Annotated in this window: 9 protein-coding genes; all 9 read right to left on the reverse strand. The window is 70.1% G+C overall.

The genetic code is table 11. The features are described from left to right. Position 1: 1 nt before the first annotated feature. On the reverse strand, positions 2–1,075 hold the full coding sequence (locus ACX9TP_RS25070) for a putative zinc-binding metallopeptidase (RefSeq protein WP_482973135.1): 1,074 nt from the start codon (positions 1,073–1,075) through the stop codon (positions 2–4). A gap of 110 nt (positions 1,076–1,185) precedes the next feature. Beyond that, the gene (locus ACX9TP_RS25075) at positions 1,186–2,868 is read right to left on the reverse strand and encodes an arylsulfatase (protein ID WP_482973136.1); all 1,683 of its coding nucleotides are present in this window, start codon (positions 2,866–2,868) and stop codon (positions 1,186–1,188) included. Positions 2,869–3,089: 221 nt separating this feature from the next. Then, the gene (locus ACX9TP_RS25080; RefSeq protein WP_482973137.1) at positions 3,090–5,444 is read right to left on the reverse strand and encodes an arylsulfatase; all 2,355 of its coding nucleotides are present in this window, start codon (positions 5,442–5,444) and stop codon (positions 3,090–3,092) included. A gap of 131 nt (positions 5,445–5,575) precedes the next feature. Beyond that, the gene (locus ACX9TP_RS25085) at positions 5,576–6,556 is read right to left on the reverse strand and encodes an NAD(P)H-quinone oxidoreductase (RefSeq protein WP_482973138.1); all 981 of its coding nucleotides are present in this window, start codon (positions 6,554–6,556) and stop codon (positions 5,576–5,578) included. Positions 6,557–6,563: 7 nt separating this feature from the next. Then, positions 6,564–7,091 carry a MaoC/PaaZ C-terminal domain-containing protein gene (locus tag ACX9TP_RS25090; RefSeq protein ID WP_482973139.1) on the reverse strand — a complete coding sequence of 176 codons (528 nt, stop codon included), beginning with the start codon at positions 7,089–7,091 and terminating at the stop codon, positions 6,564–6,566. After that, positions 7,088–7,978, reverse strand: coding sequence for an aldolase/citrate lyase family protein (locus tag ACX9TP_RS25095; protein ID WP_482973140.1), 891 nt, complete (start codon positions 7,976–7,978; stop codon positions 7,088–7,090). The genes ACX9TP_RS25090 and ACX9TP_RS25095 overlap by 4 nt, the downstream gene beginning before the upstream one ends. Positions 7,979–8,000: 22 nt before the next feature. Next, positions 8,001–9,215 carry an 8-amino-7-oxononanoate synthase family protein gene (locus ACX9TP_RS25100; protein ID WP_482973141.1) on the reverse strand — a complete coding sequence of 405 codons (1,215 nt, stop codon included), beginning with the start codon at positions 9,213–9,215 and terminating at the stop codon, positions 8,001–8,003. An 8-nt stretch (positions 9,216–9,223) separates the two neighbouring features. Continuing rightward, entirely contained in the window at positions 9,224–13,768 is a 4,545-nt protein-coding gene (locus ACX9TP_RS25105) for an amino acid adenylation domain-containing protein (RefSeq protein WP_482973142.1), read from the reverse strand. 543 nt (positions 13,769–14,311) lie between these two features. Next, complete coding sequence (locus tag ACX9TP_RS25110; RefSeq protein ID WP_482973143.1) at positions 14,312–15,826, reverse strand: hypothetical protein; 1,515 nt, start codon at positions 15,824–15,826, stop codon at positions 14,312–14,314. Between the last annotated feature and the right edge of the window lie 16 nt (positions 15,827–15,842).

The following is a 15,842-nucleotide window of genomic DNA, read 5'->3' on the forward strand; positions in this document are numbered from 1 at the left end:
GTCATTCCTCGTAGAAGCGGTCGGTGTAGAGGTGGTTCATCGCCAGCGCCGTCACCAGCGAGGCGATGTGGACGGCGGCCTCGCGGCTGTCGTCCGGGTGCAGGGTGAGGCCGAGCGTGGCGGTGCGCTCGGCGAGGTGGTCCACCAGGGCGCGCACCACGTTGGGGCTGACGCCGGTGTAGCGGCTCACCGCGCTCAGCAGGCGCTGGCGCTCGGAGCGCACCAGCGTCTCCGCGCGGGCGGGAGCTTCGCCCGGGCCGTAGAAGATGTCCTCCAGCGCCTGGTCGAAGGCGTCGCGCAGCTCCAGGTCCACCTTCGCGTCCAGCTCGCGCTGGCGGTAGTGGTCCAGGACGGTGCCCTCCATCTCCTCCGTGGTGAGGTCCGGCTCCGCGAGCTGCACCAGCGGCGGCGCGCGGCCCAGCCGTGCCACCGCGTCCTCCACGTACTGGAGCTTCTTCAGCGCGCCCCAGCCCTGGTAGCGCTTGCGCCAGTCGCTGCCGGGGGTGAGCCAGACGGCGAAGGTCTCCGCGAAGTCCTCGTCCGGGTGCTTCTGCGCGTACCAGCCGGAGATGTGATGCACGTAGCGCCGCGAGAAGGGCCGCGCCTTGTAGTCGTCGCGGTAGGGGCGCGAGTAGTCGCCGAACACCTTGCGCCACTCGTCCGTGTCATAGAGCCGGTAGGCGTAGTTGAAGGCGTGGCCGGCCTCGTGGCGGAGGTACATGAGGATCTCCTCCTCCGTCTCCACGCTTCCACCCAGCTCCGCTTCGATGGAGTGCAGATCCGCGTCCGCCAGGTAGAAGGGCACGCCGATGACGGGGACGCCGGACGGGCAGCCCCACTCGTCGGACAGGTAGCACTGGGGCTTGAAGGAGATGCCCCTGGCTTCCAGCTCCGTGTGGAGCTGCGCGATGTCGCGCTCCAGCTGCGTGCCCGCGAGCCGCAGCGACAGGTCCTTGATGCGCGCCTGGAGGAGCTTCTCCCGCTGGGGCGGGAGCCGGCCGCGTCCATCCCCCTGCTGGGCGGGATGTTTCTCGCGCATCGGCAGGCCGGGATGGGTGGAAGGCGGAGTCAGCATGCCGCCTTCTAGATAAGGCTCACCCCGCCGAGCGGACAGCCTGGGCGGGTGCCGGGGGCAGCCGAGCGAACGAGCCTTCGCTGGCTGCCTCCCGGGCCGGACGGTGGGACTCAGGCGTGGCTTTGCTGGAAGCGGCGAAGGGCCTCCTCCACTTCGTTGGCGAGCGCCATGACCTGGTCACCCACCTCGGACTTCCCGTTGTCCTGGGCCTGCCGCATCTTCTCCTTCACGCGCTCCTTCAGGGGCCCGATGCTCAGGCTGCCGGGTGCCTGGCTCGGCGTGAACTCGATGAGGCTCTCCGCGAACTTCTTCACCAGCCCCTGGGCCGGGACGAAGAGGAACATGCGCTCGCCGTACCAGCTCGTGTACAGGCCCGAGTGCGTCGCGTACTCGAAGGGGTCGGAGCGCAGGTTGAAGAGGTACGGCCACGCCGGGTTGAAGCGCTTGCCGCTGAACCACATGTCGGGGCCCTCGCCGTCCTGGTAGCTGAAGACGACCTTCCAGTCGTCGTACCGCACCGCCGCGATGCTGCCGCTGTCGAGGACGTAGATGAACTCGTGGCGCCGGCCGGGCTCCGTGCCGGCCAGCAACGCGCGCTGGTCATACCCGTCCAGATGGACGCGGAACTTCTTGTTCCCCACCTGGTGGCCCTGCTTGCACTTCTCGACCAGGTCCTCCGGGCCGCCCGCCGCGGCGACCAGCGTCGGCATCCAGTCCTCGTGGGCGAAGATGTCGTTGATGACGCGGCCCGGCTCGATGACGCCCGGCCAGCGCACCGCGCACGGGACGCGGACGCCGCCCTCCCAGGTGGAGCCCTTCTCTCCCCGGAACGGCGCATTGCCGCCATCCGGCCAGCCCATCTTCTCCACGCCGTTGTCCGTGGAGAAGACGACGAGGGTGTTGTCGGCGATGCCCAGCTCATCCAGCTTCGCCAGGAGCACGCCGACGTGGTCGTCCAGCTCCGCCATGGCGTCCGCGTACAGCCCCTTGCCCGTCTTGTTGCGGTACTTCTCCTGCAGGAACGTCCACACGTGCGTGCGCGTGGTGTTGTGCCAGATGAAGAAGGGCTTGTCGTCCTTCACCGCGCGCTCCATGAAGGAGAGCGAGGAGGCCAGGAACTCCTCGTCCACCGTCTCCATCCGCTTCTTCGTCAGCGGGCCCGTGTCCTCGATGCGCTGCCGGCCCACGCGGCCCCAGCGCGGGTCCTCGGTGGGGTCATCGCGGTCCGTGGCATGGCAGTGGAGCACGCCCCGGGGGCCGAACTTCGCCTTGAAGGCCGGGTCCTTCGGGTAGTCCGGGCACTCCGGCTCGTTCTCCGCGTTGAGGTGGTAGAGGTTGCCGTGGAACTCGTCGAAGCCGTGCACCGTGGGCAGGAACCGGTTCGAGTCCCCCAGGTGATTCTTGCCGAAGTGGCCACAGGTGTAGCCCAGTGGCTTCAGCAGCTCCGCGATGGTGGGGTCGCCCTCCTGGAGCCCGTAGTCCGCGCCCGGCATGCCAATGGTCGTGAGCCCCGTGCGCAGCGGGTTCATGCCGGTGATGAAGGCCGCGCGGCCCGCGGTGCAGCTCTGCTGCCCGTAGCAGTCCGTCAGCAGCGCGCCCTCCTTGGCGATGCGGTCGATGTTGGGCGTGCGATAGCCCATCATCCCCTGGTTGTAGGCGCTGACATTCCAGAAGCCGATGTCGTCTCCCCAGATGACCAGGATGTTCGGCTTGCGCTGCCCCTCGCCCTTTCCGTTCCCGCCGCGCCCGTGGCCGTTGCCCGACGTCTTGCCCTTCTTCTCCTGAGTTGCCATGCCGCTTCCGCCTTCCTGAACCGTGCGGACCGCCCCCGGGCTTCATGCCCTCGGCCCTTGACGGGCCGCGGGCCGCTCTCGCACGCCAGACAGGGTGGCCAGCCCATGGTGGAAGGACACCCATCCCTTCTGGGAGGGATGGGCGGCTCGCCGACGACATCCGCGACCGCACACGACAGGAGAGGTCGAGCCCCCCTCCCGCCGGCGAGGGGCCCAAGCCGTCACTGGTGGGCCATGATGTTCCGCATCTCGGCCGCCTTGTCCTCGATGATGTCGCCGGACACGTCGACCACGACCTGCTCGAGCTTCCCGGTGAAGGGGAACGGCGTGCGGTAGTCCTCCGTCACGGGGGAGCCTTCATCCCGCCCGCAGGTGAGGCCCTCGGTGATGCCGATGTCGAGCGGAATGGTCACCGGGAGCTGGAGCTGACCGGCCAACTGGCGGTCGATGTAGAGCTGCGCCCGCCCCGGCGAGCCCTTGCCGTGCCTGACGTCAGGCTTTCCCGTGGGCTCGAACTCGAAGCGGAGCTCATGCCGGCCTTCGGGAATCGTCACGCTCGAGGCCAGGTGGTGCTGCTCCATGCCCACGTAGTTGTAGGCGTAGTGCAGCCGGTGGTCCTTCACGTAGAGCGAGTACCCGCCGGACGCACCGCCTTGCGCCACGAGGACGCCCTCCGCGCCGTTCTGGATTTCGACCGTGGCGGTGATGCTGTGCGGCCGGTTGAGGAGGCGTGGCGCAATCTTGTTCGAGACGGTCGACGTGCCCGGGTAGAAGACATACCGCTGGAGGCCCTTGGCGAGCTGCGGGCGCTCCTCCGCCAGTCGGGTGGCGCCGCGGCTGTCCAATGGCAACACGTTGTACTTGCCGGCCTCCACGTACCAGAGCGCAATCATCTCGATGAGCTTCGCGGGATGGCTCGCCGCGACGTTCTTCGTCTCGGAGAAGTCCTCGGCGACGTGGTACAGCTCCCAGCCCTTCGCATCCAGCTCGCGCAGCTTGTCCTCGGTGACAATCAGCTCACCGAAGCCCATGCCGGCCTCGGCGAAGGACGGCCCGGGCACCGGACACACGGCGCGCCAGCCCTCGTGGTAGATGGACCGGTGCGCGAACATCTCGAAGTATTGCGTGCGGTGCAGGCTCTCCGCCTTCGCGTCGTCGAAGCTCCGCGCGAATGAGACGCCCTGGATGGGGGACTGTGTCACCCCGCGGACCTGCTTCGGTGCCTCCAGCCCGAGGCAATCCAGCACGGTGGGCACCAGGTCAATCACGTGGGCGTACTGGTCCCGCACCTCTCCCCGGGCCTTGATGCCCTTGGGCCAGTGCACGATGAAGGGGTCGCTGGTGCCGCCACGGTAGGTTTCCCGCTTCCACCGGCGGAAGGGCGTGTTGCCCGCCCAGGCCCAGCCCCACGCATAGTGGTTGTAGTACCTGGGGCTCCCCAGGTCATCGATGGCGGCGAGGCTGTCCTCCAGCCGCTCGGGGACGTTGTTGAAGAACAGGTTCTCGTTGACCGACCCATGCGGGCCACCCTCGGCGCTGGCGCCGTTGTCGCTGACGACCATGAGAATCGTGTTCTCGAGCTGCCCCGTCCCCTCCAGGAACTGGATGAGCCGGCCAAGCTGATGGTCGGTGTGCTCGAGGAACCCGGCGAACACCTCCATCATCCGCGCGTAGAGACGGCGTTCGTCGGCGGACAGCGACGTCCAGGCCTGGACGTCCGGATCCCTCGGCGACAGGCGGGTGCCCTTCGGCAACAGCCCCATCCGCTTCTGCTGCTGGAAGACCTTCTCGCGGTATGCGTCCCAGCCGTCGTCGAACTGTCCCCTGTAGCGCTCCGCCCACTCCCGCGGGACGTGGTGGGGGGCGTGCATCGCGCCGGGCGCGAAGTAGAGGAAGAAGGGCTTGTCGGGCGCGACCTGCCGGGCGTCCGCGATGAACTCGATGGCGTGGTCCACCAGGTCCTCGGTGAGGTGATAGCCCTGCTCAGGCGTCTTCGGCGGCCTCACCTGGTGGTTGTCGTAGACGAGGTCCGGGAAGTACTGGTGGGTGTCGCCACCGAGGAAGCCGTAGTAGCGCTCGAAGCCGCGTCCCAGCGGCCACCTGTCGTAGGGCCCGGCGGCGCTCCCCTGCTCGGCGGGGGTCAGGTGCCACTTGCCCAACGCGAAGGTGTTGTACCCGTGGGGCAGGAGCAATTCAGAGAGGAAGCCGTTCTCGAAGGGGATGGAGCCGTTGGAGCCGGGATAGCCGGTGGCCCCCTCGGTGATGCACGCCATGGCGTTGGAGTGGTGGTTGCGGCCCGTCAGGATGCAGGAACGGCTGGGCGAGCACAGCGCGGTGGTGTGAAGGTTGTTGTACCGGAGGCCGCCCGCCGCGAGCCGGTCCAGGTTCGGCGTGCGGATGGGTGAGCCGTAGCACCCCAGCTGCCCGAAGCCGGTGTCGTCCAGGACGATGAAGACGACGTTCGCCGCTCCCGGCCTGGCTCGCAGCGGACTGGGCCAGGACGGCTCGGACTCCTCGAAGGTCCGTCCAGCAACTCCGTTGAATGCTTTTCCCGGCTCGTATTCCTTCAACGGCATGACGCGCTCCTGGTGGGCATGAAGGCCTCAAGGTAGGCGTCAATGGGCGGTGGTGAAGTTGACCGGCGGATGGACACCGCGTCGGCTACCTCACGAACGCGCCCGCTCAGCTTCTGCTGCCGCGAGCGCGACTACACCTCCAGGACGATCTTCCCGAAGCTGGCGTTGGACTCCATGCGCCGGTGCGCATCCGCCACGCGCTCGATGGGGAAGGTGGAGTCGATGATGGGGCGAACGCGCCCGGCGACCAGCTCCGGCAGCCACCGCTCGCGGAAGCGCCGGGTGACGGCCGCCTTCTCCTCCGGGGGCAGCGGGCGCAGCGCCATGCCCTTGAGCTGCAGGCGGCGCATCACCACCTGCCGCAGGTCCAGCTCCGCGCTCATCCCCTCCAGCATGCCCAGTAGCAGCAGGCACCCGCCGAACTTCAGGACGGACAGGTTGCGCTCCAGCGCCGCGCCGCCCACGAAGTCCTCCACCAGGTCCACGCCTGAGTTGCCATTGAGCGCCGGCACCTCGCGGGCGAAGTTGCGCTCCGTGCGCAGCACGCCCGCGTCGGCGCCCAGCTCCAGGCACCGGCGCCGCTTCTCCTCCGTGCTCACGGTGAAGAACACCTTCGCCCCCACCGCGCGCGCCACCTGGATGCAGGCGGTGCCAATCCCGCTGCCACCCGCGTGGATGAGCACGGACTGGCCCTTGCGCAGGCCGCCCAGCTCCAGCAGCGACTCGTTGGCGGTGATGAAGGCCTCCGGGGTGGCCGCGGCGTCCACGAAGGACCAGCCGTCCGGCATGGGGACGGCCATCCCCTCCTCCATGAGGCACGCCTCGGCGTAGCCGCCGCCGTCCACCAGGCCGAAGACGCGCTGGCCCGGGGTGAAGCCGCGCACCTCGGCGCCCACCGCCTCCACCTCGCCCGCCACCTCGATGCCCATGCGCGGGCTCTTGATGCCGGGAGGCAGCGGGTAGCCGCCGCTGCGCTGCACCGTGTCCCCGCGATTCAGGGCGGCGGCGCGCACGCGCACGCGCAGCTGGCGCGGGCCCGGCTGCGGACGGGGCACCTCCCCCAGCCGCATGACCTCCGGCCCGCCGAACTCCTCCAGCACCACAGCCCGCATGGTCGCTTCAGTAGTTGGCATCGATGTCCACCGCGTGCTTGCGCAGCGGCACCAGGAAGGAACGCTCGAAGGTCATGAAGACGGTGCCGTCCGCCTTCAAGCCCTTCGTCTCCACGGAGACCACGCCCTGCGTCTTGCGCGACTTCGACATGCGTTTGTCCAGCACGCGGCTCTCCGCGTAGATGGTATCGCCCACGAAGACGGGGGCGGTGAGACGGACCTTGTCCCAGCCCAGGTTGGCCACGCCCTTGGCGCTGGTGCTGTTGAGGCTCATACCTCCAACGATGGCCAGCGTCACCAGGCTCGACATCAGCGGCCGCTTCCACTCCGTCTTGCTGGCATACACCGCGTCGATGTGGAGCGGGTGCGTGTTCAGGCACAGCAGCGACTGCCAGATGTTGTCCACGTCGGTGAGGGTGCGTCCGGGCCGGTGCTCGAACACGTCACCCACCTCGAAGTCCTCGTAGAAAAGGCCGTGCGTCTCGCGGTAGCGCTGCTTGCCCACCTTCTTGTGGGCGGTGACCATCTTCTTCATGTGTCTCCCCTGCCGGCGCTCGTGCGCAGCGCGACGGGCTCCAGGGCCTCCTCCAGCTTCACGCTCGCCAGCACCCGCCGCGCGGCCGCCACCAGCGGCGGGCCCACCATGTTGCCGCCGACGAGGTGGATGCCACCCTTCCCGTCATCCGCCTGGGCCAGCACCCGCCGTGCGTGGTCCACCATGTGGGCGCTGGGACGGAGCGCCTCGTGGATGAGGTCCACCTGGTCCGGGTGGATGACGATCTTCGCGGTGAAGCCCAGCGCACGCGCCCGGCGCGTCTCCTCCACCAGGCCCGCCGGGTCCTCCAGGTCGAAGAAGGGCGAGTCGATGGCGGCCAGCCCGGCGAGGCCCGCGGCCATGGCGATGCGCGAGCGTGCGTACAGCATGGGCTCCCACGTCAGCGGCACGCCGAGCTGTGACGACAGGTCCGCCGCGCCGAAGATGAGGCCCCGCAGCCGGGGCGTGGCGCCGGCGATGGCATCCACCGCCGACACGCCCCGGGGCGTCTCGATGATGGCCAGCAGCACGGCGTCCGGGATTCGCTCGCCGAGCAGCTCGTCGAGCTGCTGCAGCTCCACGGGCGACTCCACCTTGGGCAGCAGGATGGCATCCGGCTGGGCACCCGCGTCCAGCAGGGCGAGCACGTCCCGCAGGCCCTCCACGGTGCGCAGGCTGTTGATGCGCACGGACATGGGGCCCCTGGGGCGGTCGCGGCAGAGGTGGTCGACGGCGAGCCGGCGGGCCTCGGCCTTGAGGGCACAAGGCACGCCGTCCTCCAGGTCGAGCAGCCCCACGTCCGCCCCCACCACCACCGCCTTGTCGAAGCGCGTGGGGTCCAGGGCGGGAGTCACGAGGTAGGTCCTGCTGGGAATGGGCAACGGCATGACGCCTCCGCTTTCTCTCTCTTCAGGCCACCGGGGCTGACACTTCCTGCACGGCGTCACACAGGCGATTCACGTCATCCAGGGACAGGTTGGCGCGCATCATGATGCGCAGGCCCGCCCGCCCCCTGGGGACGATGGGGAAGAACACGGCCGACGTGTAGAAGCCCCGCTCCAGCATCCGGCGCGAGCGCTCCACCGCCGCGGCCTCGGGCCCCACCTCGATGACCTTGATGGGGAAGTCCTCGCCCAGGGTGCGCGTGGGGATGCGCGCGTCGAAGGCGCGGATGTTGGCGCGCAGCGCCTGCTGCCGCTGTGCCAGCTCCGGTGAACCATGGATGCGCGCCGAGCCCAGGCTGGCGCCAATGGCGGGAATGCAGAGGCTCTGGGACCAGCCCAGCGGCCCCGCGAAGCGCCCCACCAGGTCCGTGTGGTGGGCCGCGCCGAGCATCACCGCCCCACCCGCCGTGCCGAACCCCTTGCCCAGCGAGCCGATGATGATGGTGCGCGGCCCCAGCTCGCCGCCAATCAGCGTCCGCACGAAGCCCTCGCCCGCCGTGCCGTAGAGGGAGAGGGAGTGCGAGTCGTCGAAGTAGAGGAACAGGCCGTAGCGGTCCTGCAGCGCGAGCAGGTCCTTCACCACCGCCGCGCCGCCCATGGAGTAGAAGCCGTCCGCCACGTAGGCCACGCGCGCGTGCTTGCGGCAGACGTCCTCCAGGAAGTTCAAATCATTGTGCGGAGCGGTGAGCACCTCCGTCTCGTCCGCGCAGATGGGCTTGATGAGGTTCATCGAGAAGTGCGCCGCCTTGTCGAAGACGAGCACCGGCTTCTGTTTCTCGGGCAGCAGGTGCCCCGAGGCGATGAGCGGCAGCAGCCCCGCGCTGGCGGCGCTGGCGGTGGTGGTGACCACCGTCTTCGCGCGCCAGAGCCGGGACAGCTCCTCCTCCAGCTCGTCCAGGATGGACACGCGCACCCGCAGCCGGGAGATGGCCATGTCCATGGTCTTCTCGCGGCGCAGGGCGCCAATCGCGCCCTCGAGCACGTCGGGGTGCGAGTCCAGCCCCAGGTACGAGCAGGAGCACATGTTGATGAACTCGCGCCCGTCCGGCAGCGCGAGCGAGCCGCGGCCGGTGTTGCGCACCGACAGGTCCAGCAGCCCCGCCTCCTTCGCCGCCTGGAAGGAGGGATTGCCGTGGACGATCATCGACTCCGTGTTGCGGTAGCGGTTCTTCTCTTCCATGGAAACCCTCACAGCGAATCGGGGTTGGCCAGCACCCGGTCCAGGAGCACGAGCAGCGCATCGCGCCAGCGCTCCGCGGTGGGGGGCTCGAACAAATCGGTGTTGAACTCCAGGCTGCCGCTGAAGCCTTCCTCCCTCTCGTAGAACGCCAGGGACAGCTCGTAGATGGAGGAGCCCCGGTCCGCGGACTCCATCGGCGCCAGCGTCAGCCCGGGCAACGGCACCGGCTCGGCGGGCGCGTTCTGCAGCGCGAACATGGCCTGGAAGAGCGGCGAGCGGTTGGGCAGGCGCTGGATGCCGATGGCGTCCACCACCTGCTCGAAGGGCACCTCCTGGTGCGCGTACGCGCCCAGGGTGACGTCCCGCACGCGGGCGAGGAGCTGGCGGAAGGTGGGGCCGCCGCGCAGGTCCACGCGGAGCGCCAGCCCGTTCACGAACAGGCCGATGAGCGGCTCCAGGTCCGGCAGCGTGCGGTTGGCGATGGGCGAGCCGATGACGACCTCGTCCTGGCCCGACTCACGGCAGAGCACCGTGCCGAACAGGGCCAGCAGCCCCATGAAGGGCGTCACCCGCTCCTGCTGGCAGAGGGCGTTGAGGGCCTCACTGCGCGCGCGGCCCAGCTCAACTGGCAGCGAGGTGCCGTTGAAGGTCCGCGTCGCGGGCCGGGGCTTGTCGGTGGGCAGGTTCAGCAGCGTGGGCGCACCGGCCAGCGCCGCGCGCCAGTAGCCCAGCCGGGACTCCAGCTCGCTCCCGGCGAGCCAGCCCCGCTGCCACGCCGCGAAGTCCGGGTACTGCACGCGCAGCGGCGGCAGCGCAGGCGACACGCCCGTGGCGAGCGCCGTGTAGAACAGCCCCACCTCGCGGGTGAGGATGCCCTCGGACCAGCCGTCCGACAGGATGTGGTGCTTGCTGAAGAGCAGCAGGTGCTCGTCGTCCGCGAGCCGGAACAGCTCGCCGCGCACCAGCGGCCCGCGCGTCAGGTCGAAGGGGCTGCGCGCCTCCTCGGCGATGCGGCGGAACACCTCGTCCCGAGCGTCCTCCCGCCCGCGCAGGTCCGTCACCGGCAGCTCGAAGCGCAGCGCCGGGGCCACCTTCTGCAGCGGGCGACCGTCCTCCTCGACGAAGGTGGTGCGCAGCGACTCATGCCGGTCCACCATCGCCTGGAGCGCGCCGTGGAGCGCCTCCACGTTCATGTCCCCGACGAAGCGGTAGGTCCCCAGCTGGTTGTAGGCCGTGGACGCGGGGTTCAGCTTGAACAGCTTCCAGAGCCGCTCCTGCGAGAAGGACAGCGGCAGCGGCCCGTCACGGGGCACGCGGACCAGCGGCGGCAGCGAGCGCGCCGGCGCGCCCTGCTCCGCTTCGATGCGCCGCGCGAGGTCGGCCACGGTGGGCCCCTCGAACATGGCGCGCAGCGGCAGCTCCACGCCCAGCGTGTGCTGGAGGCGGGAGAGGAGCTGGGTGGCGAGCAGCGAGTGGCCGCCCAGCGCGAAGAAGTCGTCGTGGACGCTGACGCGCTCGCGCCGGAGCACCTGGCACACCAGCGCGGCCACCTTCTCCTCCACGGGCGTGCGCGGCGCCACGTGCTCGCGGCCCTTCAGGCCCGCGCCCACGGTGTCCGGATGCGGCAGCGCGCGGCGGTCCACCTTGCCGTTGCTGGTGACGGGCAGCGCGTCCAGCACCACGAAGGCCGAGGGCACCATGTACTCGGGCAGGCTCTGGCGGAGGAAGGCGCGCAGGGCCTGGGCGTCCGGCGTCACCGCGTTGCGCGGCGCGAGGTAGGCCACCAGCGCCTTGCCGCCGGGCATGTCGTCGCGGGCGAGGACCGTCACTTCGCGCACTTCCGGGTGGCGGGACAGCGCCACCTCCACCTCGCCGGGTTCGATTCGGAAGCCACGCAGCTTCACCTGCGCGTCGCGGCGGCCGAGGAACTGGAGCCGCCCGTCCGGCAGCCAGCGCGCGAGGTCTCCGGAGCGGTAGAGGCGCGCGCCGGGCGTGGAGCTGTACGGGTCGGGGATGAAGCACTCCGCCGTCAAGTCCGCCCGCCGCAGGTAGCCCCACGCCAGCCCGTCACCCGCGATGAACAGCTCGCCCGGCACGCCCACGGGCACCGGCCGCAGGTGCCCATCCAGCAGGTACACGCGCGTGTTGGCGATGGGCCGGCCGATGGAGACCGAGTGCCCCACCTCGGCCGCGTCGGTCAGCACGTGGCAGCAGGTGAAGGTGGTGCCTTCGGTGGGGCCGTAGCCATTCACCAGCCGCCCGCCGAGCGCCAGGTGCTCGCGCACGCGCTCCGGCGGCAACACGTCGCCACCGGCGAGCACCTGCCGCACCCGCGCGAGCGCCGCGGGCTGGGCCGCCACCATCTGCTCGTAGAGCGCGGCCGTCAGCCACAGCGTGGTGATGCCATGCGCGTCCAGGACACGGCCCAGTTCCTCCAGTGACAGCGGGTGCGACGGCGGCACCACCAGGCGGGCGCCGTGGAGCAGGCTGCCCCACAGCTCGAAGGTGGAGGCGTCGAAGGCCAGCGGCGCGAGCTGGAGGAAGACCTCGTCCGGCCCCAGCCGCGCGAACGTCGTGCCCAGCACCAGCCGCGTCACCGCGCGGTGGGGCACGCAGACGCCCTTGGGCCGGCCGGTGGAGCCGGACGTGTACATGACGTACGCGAGGTCCGCGCCCGTGGTCTGCACGCGGGGCGCGGTGTCCGGAGCGGCGGCGATGCGCGCGGCGTCCGCGTCGAGGAAGAGCGGCCGCACGGCGCCCGGGGGCAGGTGCTTCGCCGCGCCCTCCAGCGTGAGCACGCGCGAGGCGCCGGTGTCCTCCAGCATGAAGCCGAGCCGCCCGGTCGGCGCGGACGGGTCCAGGGGCACATAGGCGGCGCCGGCCTTCAGGATGCCGAGCACCGCCACCACGGCCTCCAGCGAGTGCTCCATGCACAGGGCCACCCTGTCCCCGGGGCGCACGCCCTCGGCGAGCAGGTGGTTGGCGAGCCGGTTGGCGCGGCCGTCGAGCTCCGCGTAGGTGAGCGTCCGGTCCGCGGACTCCACCGCCACGGCCTCCGGAGTGGCGGCGGCGCGGGCCTCGAACAGCGCGGGCAGGCTGGCGTCGCGCGGGTACTCCACGGAGGTGGCGTTCCAGTCCACCAGCACCCGCCGCCGCTCCAGGGTGGACTGGAGGGACAGCTCGGACAGGCGCCGCGTCGGGTAGAGGACGGCGTTCTCCAGGAGCACGCGCAGGTGCTCCATCATCCGCGCCACCGTGGCCGGCTCGAAGAGGTCCGTCCGGTACTCCAGGGTGCCGGCGATCTTCTGGGGCGACTCCACCAGCGTGAGGGTGAAGTCGAACTTGGACGTGCCGCTGTCCACCGCGTCCAGCGGCGTGAGCGTGAGGCCGCGCAGCGACAGGTCCAGGGGCGGCGTGTTGACCAGCCCCAGCACCGCCTGGAAGAACGGCGTGTGCCCCAGCTGCCGCGCCGGCTGGAGCACCTCCACCAGCTTCTCGAAGGGCACGTCCTGGTGGGAGTAGGCGCCCAGCGTCACCTCCTTCACGCGCGCGAGCAGCTCGCGGAAGGTGGGGTCCGCGCCCAGCCGCGTGCGCAGCACCAGCGTGTTGACGAAGAAGCCGATGAGCCCCTCCGTCTCCGCCTGGCGGCGCCCGGCGATGGGCGCGCCCACGCAGATGTCGTCCTGGCCCGAGTACCGCGCCAGCACCGCCTGGAGCCCCGCCAGCAGGGCCATGAACAGCGTGGCCCCTTCCGCGCGGCAGAAGTTGCGCAGGTTCCGGGTGAGGGCCGCGGGCAGCTCCACGTTCATCATCGCGCCGGGGTTGCGCGTGTCCGCGGTGCGCGGCCGGTCCGTGGGCAGCTCCAGCTGGGGCGGCGCGCCTTCCAGCTGCCGCTTCCAGTACGCGAGCTGACCGTCCAGCACGTCCTCCTGGAGCCACTCGCGCTGCCGCACGGCGTAGTCCACGTACTGGATGGGCAGCTCCGGCAACGGCGACGGCAGGCCGGAGAGGAAGGCGTCGTACAGCGCGCCCACCTCGCGGATGAGCACGGAGAGCGACCACGCGTCGGAGACGATGTGATGCATCGTCACCAGGAGCACGTGCTCCTCTTCCGAGAGGCGGACGAGCCCGGTGCGCAGCAGCGGACCGCGCGCCAGCTCGAAGGGGCGCCGCGCCTCCTCGCGCGCCAGGCGCCGCGCCTCCCCTTCCCGCTCCGGGCCGGGCAGGTGCCGCAGGTCCACCACGTCCAGCTCGCACGGCACGCCGGGGTGGATGACCTGGACGGGCCGGCCCTCGCGCGCGCGGAACGTGGTGCGCAGCGACTGGTGGCGGCGCACCACCTCCGTGAAGGCCCGCTCCAGCGCCGACACGTCGAGCGCGCCCTTCAGTCGCAGCGCGGCCGGGATGTTGTAGAGCGCGGTGCCCGGCTGGTACTGGTCCACGAGCCACAGCCGGAGCTGGGCGAAGGACAGCTCCGCTTCCTCCGTGCGCGCCACGATGACCGGCGCTCGAGCCCGCTCCGGCGCGGGGAGGCTCTTCTTCAATGGTTCCATTGCGGGATTCCCATCGATTCGGTGGGGCCAATGCGGCCACTGTGGATGAAGCGAGCTCCGACGGTACTCCCGGTGGCGGCGCCACCTGGCGCGCGGTGGGAACACGCGGAGACGGCGCGGACCTGCACGACGGAGCGTGGCACCCGCGGCAGATGCTCACACTCCTCACCACCGAGCAGGCGTGTGAGAAGCAGGCCCCTGCACGGCAGGCCGGAGGGCTGGCGGGCCCCCGAGCCATGAGGCCACGCAGACATGTCGATGACGGGCAGAGGCGGAAGCATGAGGGGGAGCCACGAAGGCGCGGGGGGCGCCGTCTAGCTTGTCGGGTCTTACTTAAAAACCCGTGTGTGCCGCCATGCCTTGTTTATGACTGCCTTTGCACAACCAGAGCATAAACATGGAGCGGGATGCGAAACACACCCGCACGCTCCTGTCTGCCTACAGAGGCGGGAGTGACCCGCCCCGGGCATTGATGACTTCATTCACATGAAACATGTCTCGGGGCCCGGTGTGCGCAGGGCCCCGAGACAGTGGGTGGAGCGACTACGGGCAGTCCACCGGGCAGACGGAGGTCGTCTCCCACGGCTGGCAGATGGCGTCACCGCACGAGGAGTTGAGGAAGGTCTCCAGCACGGCCTTGCGGTGCGGCAGGAAGACGTTGGTGAGCGCCGGGGAGATGATGTAGCGCGGGCCGAACGGGCCGGGGTTCGTCTGCTCCGCCACGTGGACGAAGCCCAGCGACGGGGGCCAGATGATGCCACCGCCCAGGTTGGCGCCGTTGCTGAACTGGTGGCAGCCCGCGCACGACAGGGCCAGCGAGCGCGACACGACCTGCTGCGGCGTCAGGGGGCTGGGGATGGCGAAGAGCGCGTTCTGGATGTTGGTGTGGAAGGCGCTGGGGCCCGGGCCGAAGTGGAAGAGGTAGTCATTCTCCGGGCCCTGCGCGTTGCTCTGCCCGCTGTTCTCCGGCTGCGTGGAGGCGAAGTTGAACAGGTTGATGTCGTTGATGGCCAGGTTGGGCACCTGCGACGGGAACTGCGCGTTCTGGAAGTTGAACGCCTGCGGATGGCCGGAGAGCGGGTCGAAGAGCAGCCCGCCCGGGTTGGTCGCGTCCACCACCGGCCGGAAGTTCAGCGCGCAGGGCAACCCGCCGCACGTCGACAGGCGGACCTTGAACTCGCGCAGCGTCCAGGGCGGCTGCATGAACTGGTTGGTGCGCACCTGGCCGGAGACTGGAGTCCCCGTGCGGTTGCCGTAGTTGTCGAAGTGGACCACCGGCATGAAGCCGCCGCCCAGACCGGTGAAGTAGAAGTTCTGCAGCATGGAGATGCGCGTGGTGAGGCTGGTCGTGGAGGTCAGCGCCGCCCAGAAGTTCGCCACCGGCGTGCAGCCCGCCAGCCCGAGGCCCGGGTTGGGGTTGGGCAGCACCGCCTCGAAGATGATGAGGTTGCGCTGGCCCGGGTTGGTGAAGCCGGAGCGCTTCGCGTAGATGATGCGGTACTCGCCGCAGTCCGTTCCGCTCAGCGGCGCCAGGTCGAAGCGGTTGACCAGCGCGGTGGGCACGTACTCGTCCGGGTTGACCCCGGGGTTGATGAAGGGGTTGACGGTGGACTGGTTCCCCTCGACGCGCGGACACTGGTAGGCGTAGTTGTTGAAGAGCGGCGTACAGAAGGGCGGCAGCTCCGTCCTCCACCAGTCCTGGAAGAGCGCCAGCGGGGTGAGGCCCGGGACGCCGGACTGGGACACCAATTGCTGCATCACCTTCAGCAGCGGGAAGTTCTTCACGATGGCGTCATCGGTGACGATGAGCGAGCTGCGCGGGTCCACGATGACGACCTGCGCCGAGGGCCCCTGTGGCGGCAGCGCCACCGCGCCGATGCCGCGGCGCTCCGGGTGCGACGACTGCTCCGGGACGGCGACTTCCGGAGCCACATCCGGAATCGCCACGGGAGGCGAGGCCTCCGGAGGCGCCTCGCCACAGCCCACCGCCCACGCCAGCGCGACGCCTCCCAGCGCCAGACGCCAGGAGCTCTGCTTCCAATCACTCACCCGCTTCATGTGTGACCTCGTACTC

This window comes from Pyxidicoccus sp. M15 (genome assembly GCF_056858435.1).